Here is a 5,234-nt window from a genome sequence, read left to right on the forward strand (position 1 = left end):
CCCCCGCCCCCGCGCCCACGCCGCGTCGTCCACGCCCAGCGCCTCGCGGAACGCGGCGCGCGGGCCCGGGTCCAGCAGGGTCCAGGCGATGACCAGGTCGCAGGCCGGGTCCCCGACCCCCAGGCCGCCGAAGTCGAGAACGGCGCTCAACTGGCCGGCCCGGGTGAGGAGGTTGCCGTTGTGCATGTCGCCGTGGAACCACACCGGCGGGCCGCTCCGTTCCCCCGCCTCCAGGGCCGCCTCCCACACCGCCGTCAGCGCGCGGGCGTCGAAGGCACCGGCCGCCTCCACCGTCGCGATCGCCGCCCGCGTCGTACGGTCGCGCTCCCGCAGCGGTACGGCGGGGGAGAGCAGCCCGTACGCGCCCTCGGAGGGCAGCGCCAGACTCTGCAGCGCGCGCAGGAACGCCGCGATGTCCGCCGCCGCCTCCGCCGGGTCCGCCAGGCTGCCGTGCGCCGGTGTCTCGCCGTCGAGCCAGCGCGAAACCGACCAGTGCCACGGGTAGCCGAACGCCGGCTCCCCCACCTCCAGCGGCGCCGGCACCGCCAGCGGCAGGTGCGGGGCGAGGCGGGGCAGCCACAGATGTTCCTTCTCGGCCTGGCCCGCCGCCCAGTCACCGCGCGGGAGGCGTACGGTCATCGCGTCGCCGAGCCGGAAGATCACGTGGTCCGAGCCGCCGGGGAGCAGGGGGCGCAGCGGCAGATGCGCCCACCGCGGGAACTGCGCCGCAAGCAGGCGCCCGGCCAGGTCCTCGTCGACGGCGGGGACGGCGGCGGTGCCGCCCGCGGCGGTGTCCGCGGGGGCGCCCGCGGTGGTCTCGGACGGCAAACGACTCTCCTTCCGGCCTGCGGTCCGCCTCATCCCATCCCCTCAGGCCCGCACTGTCGAACGGTTTTCTGCCGCGGCCGGCGGGGGCGCAGGGCCGGGGCCGCTCATCCGGGGCGTGCCGCGGGTGCCGCGCGGCACGCCCGGGCGTGGGCCGGGTTCACGTCGCGGCCGGCGCCCGGGATGCCCGGTCCGGCCGGCGTACGGGCAGGTCGAGGCGCCGGCCGGCGAAGGTACCGGTGATCGCGGCGGGGCGGTGGGCGACGGTGGCCGGTGGGGATCCGGCGTAGACGCGTGACTCGAAAATCGAACACGTGTCAGAATAACTGCGTGACCCACACCTTCCCCGAAGACCTCGTCCAGACCCAGCGCGACTGGTACGCGGTGTACCGCAGGCTCGCCGAAGAGCCGCGGCACAGCGCCAGCGAAACCGCGGTCCTGCGGCGGCGATTGCTGCGGCTGTCGGTGCGGATGTCCACGCATCCTTACTGGCAGACGCCCTCCGGGCGGCTCCCGGCGGCCCGGATGGCGCTGAAGGAGGCGGCCTGGGCGCAGGCGCGGGCGGAGGCGGCCCGCAGGGGATGACCGGCGGGCGCACGGGCCGGTGCGGGAGGTCCCGGCCGGGGCAGTGACGGGTCCCGGCCGAGCCGGTCCGGGCCGGGTGAGGGGCGGGGCCGCCGAGGGACGGCCCCGGACACCCGGCCCGGGCCTCCCGCCCTCCCGCGCGTCACGCCCGCGGGGCCGTCCGGGCGCCGTCCCCGGTGCCGTACGGGGCCGGAGCCGGGGGGTGACGGCCGAGATCCGGCTCCGCCGCCGGCAGGCCGTCGGAGCCGGGGGCCTCGCCCGGGGCGGCGGGCGGGGCGACGCGCAAACCGCTGCCGGAGTCCCGGAGAGCGACAGGCAGCCCCTCGCCTGAACGACGGAGTCGCGGCCGTGGCCGGCCGCACGGCCCGGCCCCGTCCCCGCCGCCCTCCGCACACACAGCGGCGGCCGGGCGCCCCTTCTCGGGGTGCCCGGCCGCCTGGGTCGCCGGTCCGTCAGTCGTCGCCCTCGCGTTCGCCGAGGGTGACCTCCGTCGTGGTCTGGTCGCCGCCGCGTTCGTAGGTGATCTCCACCTTGTCGCCGGGCTTGTGCGCCCACAACTGGGCGATCAGCGTCGGCCCGCTGTCGACGATCGTGTCGTCCAGCTTCGTGATCACGTCGCCCGGCTGCAGCCCTGCTTCGGCCGCCGGCCCGCCGGGCGTCACCGGGTCGCCGGCGGCGTCGCTGCCCGACTCGGTGATCTTCGCGCCCTTGCCCTGGTACGAGTTGTCGACGGAGACGCCGATGATCGCGTAGACCGGCTCACCGGTCTCGATGAGGTCCTTCGCGACCCGGTCGGCCTGGTTGATGGGGATCGCGAAGCCCAGGCCGATGCTGCCGCCCTGGCTGCCGCCGAACGGGCTGCCGCTGTCCGCCGGGCGGATCGCGGAGTTGATGCCGACGACGTTGCCGTCGCTGTCGAGCAGCGGGCCGCCGGAGTTGCCGGGGTTGATGGAGGCGTCGGTCTGCAGGGCGTTCATGTACGACTCCTGCTGGCCGGTCGCGTCGCCGGAGGCGACCGGGCGGTTCTTGGCGCTCACGATGCCCGTGGTGACCGTGCCCGACAGGCCGAACGGCGAGCCGATGGCGATCGTCTGGTCGCCGACGTCGACCTTGTCGGAGTCGCCGAGCGGCAGCGGCGTCAGGTTGGCGTCGGAGGCGTCGGCGAGCTTGATGACGGCCACGTCGTAGCCGCTGGCCTGGCCGACGACCTCGGCGTCGTACGTCTTGCCGTTGGAGAACGTCGCCGTCAGCGACCCGCTGCCCTCGGCGCCCGCCACGACGTGGTTGTTGGTCAGGATGTGGCCCTGCTTGTCATAGACGAAGCCGGTGCCGGTGGCGCCGCCCTCCTCGCCGCTGCCGGTGTCGCCGCCGGTTCCGCCGGCCTCGATGGTCACGACGCTGGGCAGCGCGTTGTTGGCGATGCCGGCGACCGATCCGGGAGGGTTCTCGATCTTCTGGCCCTCCTGCGAGCCCGAGACGGTCGTGGACGTGCTGCCGGAGTCGTCCTCGGCCGCCCAGTACCCGATACCGCCGCCGACGCCACCGCCGATCAGCGCGGCGACGAGGGTGGCCGCGACCAGCGTGCCCATGCGCCGGCCGCCGTTGCCCGAGGGGCGGGGGGCGGAGTCCCAGCCGCTGCCGCCGGGCGGCGGGGGCGCGCCCCAGCCGGGCTGGGTGGGGGGCGGCGAGCCCGCCGGGCCGGGGCTCGCCGACCCGGCCCCCGCCGGGGAGGTTCCCGCCGGCAGCGGAGGCGGGGACCACTGCGGGCCGGCGCCGCCGGACGAACCGGCGGCGCCGGACGAACCGGCGGCGCCGCCGGGCCCGGCCTGACCTCCGGCGGGCCCGGTGTGACCGCCGCCGGAGCCCGTGTCGCCCGCGGCGCCGACCGCGGCGAACTGCTCCGTGCGTGCCTCACCGTGCCCCCCGGCAACCGGGCCACCCGGGGAGCCGGCAGCGTCCGAACCACCCGGCCCCTCCGGTCCCGCCGGCCAGGCGCCGCCGGCTCCGCCGTGCGCACGCTCAGGAGACTCGACCGGAGACCTCGCTCCGGCATCCGGCGGCGGGAAATCCGGCCGCGGAGGCGTCGCGCCGTCGTTCTCGGTGCTCACAGCTCTCTCCTTCACGTCTCACGCCAGGTGCCAGTTGCGCCTACCCGCCCAACCAGGTTCCCGCACCGCTTGTCAGCGGACGGTAAACCGCACCTAGTCTTTGGCTGACATCCTTTACTTCGGACATTCCCGGCGCATCCGCTGGAGGGCCGCCGAGGGCCGGGCCGGCGGGCGCGAGGGGTGGCACGATGAGCCGGTGAGCCAAGCACCAGCGGATCGGCCGTCCGGGCGTACGCAGCCGGGTCTGCCCGCCGTCGTCGCGCACCGGGGCGCGTCCGAGGCGGCGCCGGAGCACACCCTCGCCGCGTACCGCACCGCCATCGAGGAGGGCGCCGACGCCCTGGAGTGCGACGTACGGCTCACCGCCGACGGCCATCTCGTCTGTGTCCACGACCGGCGCGTCAACCGTACCTCCGACGGCCGCGGGGCCGTCTCGGCGCTGGAACTCGCCGACCTCGCCGCCCTCGATTTCGGCTCCTGGAAGGCCCGCGAGAAGCGCCGCGACGAGGTGGGCCGGCGCCAGCGCGCGACTCCGGAGGAGCCCGACTGGGAACGCACCTCGGTACTCACCCTGGAACGCCTGCTGGAGCTGGTGACCGACGCCGGGCGCCGGGTGGAACTCGCGATCGAGACCAAGCACCCCACACGCTGGCGCGGGCAGGTCGAGGAGAAACTGGTCGCACTGCTGCGCCGCTTCGGCCTCGCCGGCCCGGCGGCCCCCCGCACCGCCGAAGCCGCGCCCCCTGCCGCCCCCGGCTCCGGCCCGGCCACCGAGGAGCCCTCCCTCGTGCGGGTGATGAGCTTCTCCGCACGCTCCCTGCACCGCGTCCACGCCGCCGCGCCCGCCGTCCCCACCGTCTTCCTCATGCAGTTCCTGCTCCCCCGCTTCCGCGACGGCCGCCTGCCCCGCGGCGTCGGCATCGCCGGCCCGAGCATGCGCATCGTCCGCGCCAACCCCGGCTACGTCACCCGCCTCCACCGCGCCGGCCACCGCGTCCACGTCTGGACCGTCGACGAACCCGACGACGTCGCCCTGTGCGCCCGCCTCGGCGTCGAGGCCGTCATCACCAACCGCCCCCGCCAGGTCCGGGCACACCTGGACCGCATCGGCTACGACACGCCGCCGACCGGCGATGCATGACTACGCGTAGTACTCCGGCGCGCGCACTGCGTTCGGTTACGTAACGAGTGCATCAACGGTCGACGGTTGGCCGGTTTCCGATCCACCCCGCGGGGGCATTGACTCCCTGTTGCGGGGCGAGGAGATCGCTGGGGGTGGTGATGTTCGTGGTGGCACAGCAGGCGCCGGCTTCGTCCATGGCCGTTCCCCACGGCCCGGACGGAGTGGGGATGGCCCGCCGCCGTCTGCGTGCCGACCTGCGCGCCAGGGGCACGTCCGAGGCGACCGTCGACGACGCCGTGCTGGTGCTGTCCGAGCTGCTCAGCAACGCCTGCAGGCACGCCAGACCGCTGGCCACCGGGGCGGCGACCGCGGACGCCGAGGTGCTCGACCCGGCCCCCGCCGACGCCCCTCCCGCCGCCGGCCCCGGCGCGGACCCGGTGCCCGGCGCGGAAGCGGCGCACGCGGTCATCCCGGCCCAGCAGGAGCCGCCCGGCGCGGCGAGCCCCGGTACCGCGGACACGCGCGTACGGGCCGACTGGCACGTCGATCCGGACGGCCGCGTCACCGTCGCCGTCACGGACGGTGGCGGCCCC

5 protein-coding genes are annotated in these 5,234 nt (G+C 76.0%); 3 read left to right on the forward strand and 2 right to left on the reverse strand.

Going from position 1 to position 5,234, the window contains the following annotated elements:
- The coding region (locus I003_RS33675; RefSeq protein WP_037722077.1) for an aminoglycoside phosphotransferase family protein at positions 1 to 828 on the reverse strand (828 nt) is incomplete at its 3' end.
- Positions 829 to 1,155: 327 nt separating this feature from the next.
- Between I003_RS33675 and I003_RS0128710 the strand changes: the two genes are divergently transcribed.
- Positions 1,156 to 1,410 (forward strand): hypothetical protein, encoded by a 255-nt coding sequence (locus I003_RS0128710; protein ID WP_027774620.1) that lies wholly within the window; start codon positions 1,156 to 1,158, stop codon positions 1,408 to 1,410.
- A gap of 452 nt (positions 1,411 to 1,862) precedes the next feature.
- On the opposite strand, the gene I003_RS0128720 is transcribed toward I003_RS0128710, so the two are convergent.
- Positions 1,863 to 3,518, reverse strand: coding sequence for a trypsin-like peptidase domain-containing protein (locus I003_RS0128720; protein WP_027774621.1), 1,656 nt, complete (start codon positions 3,516 to 3,518; stop codon positions 1,863 to 1,865).
- Positions 3,519 to 3,714: 196 nt separating this feature from the next.
- On the opposite strand from I003_RS0128720, the gene I003_RS0128725 reads away from it, so the two are divergent.
- Entirely contained in the window at positions 3,715 to 4,659 is a 945-nt protein-coding gene (locus I003_RS0128725) for a glycerophosphodiester phosphodiesterase family protein (RefSeq protein ID WP_027774622.1), read from the forward strand.
- A 134-nt stretch (positions 4,660 to 4,793) separates the two neighbouring features.
- Positions 4,794 to 5,234: hypothetical protein (locus I003_RS0128730; RefSeq protein ID WP_027774623.1), on the forward strand; the 441-nt coding region annotated here is incomplete at its 3' end.

It is taken from the genome of Streptomyces sp. CNQ329, assembly GCF_000482585.1.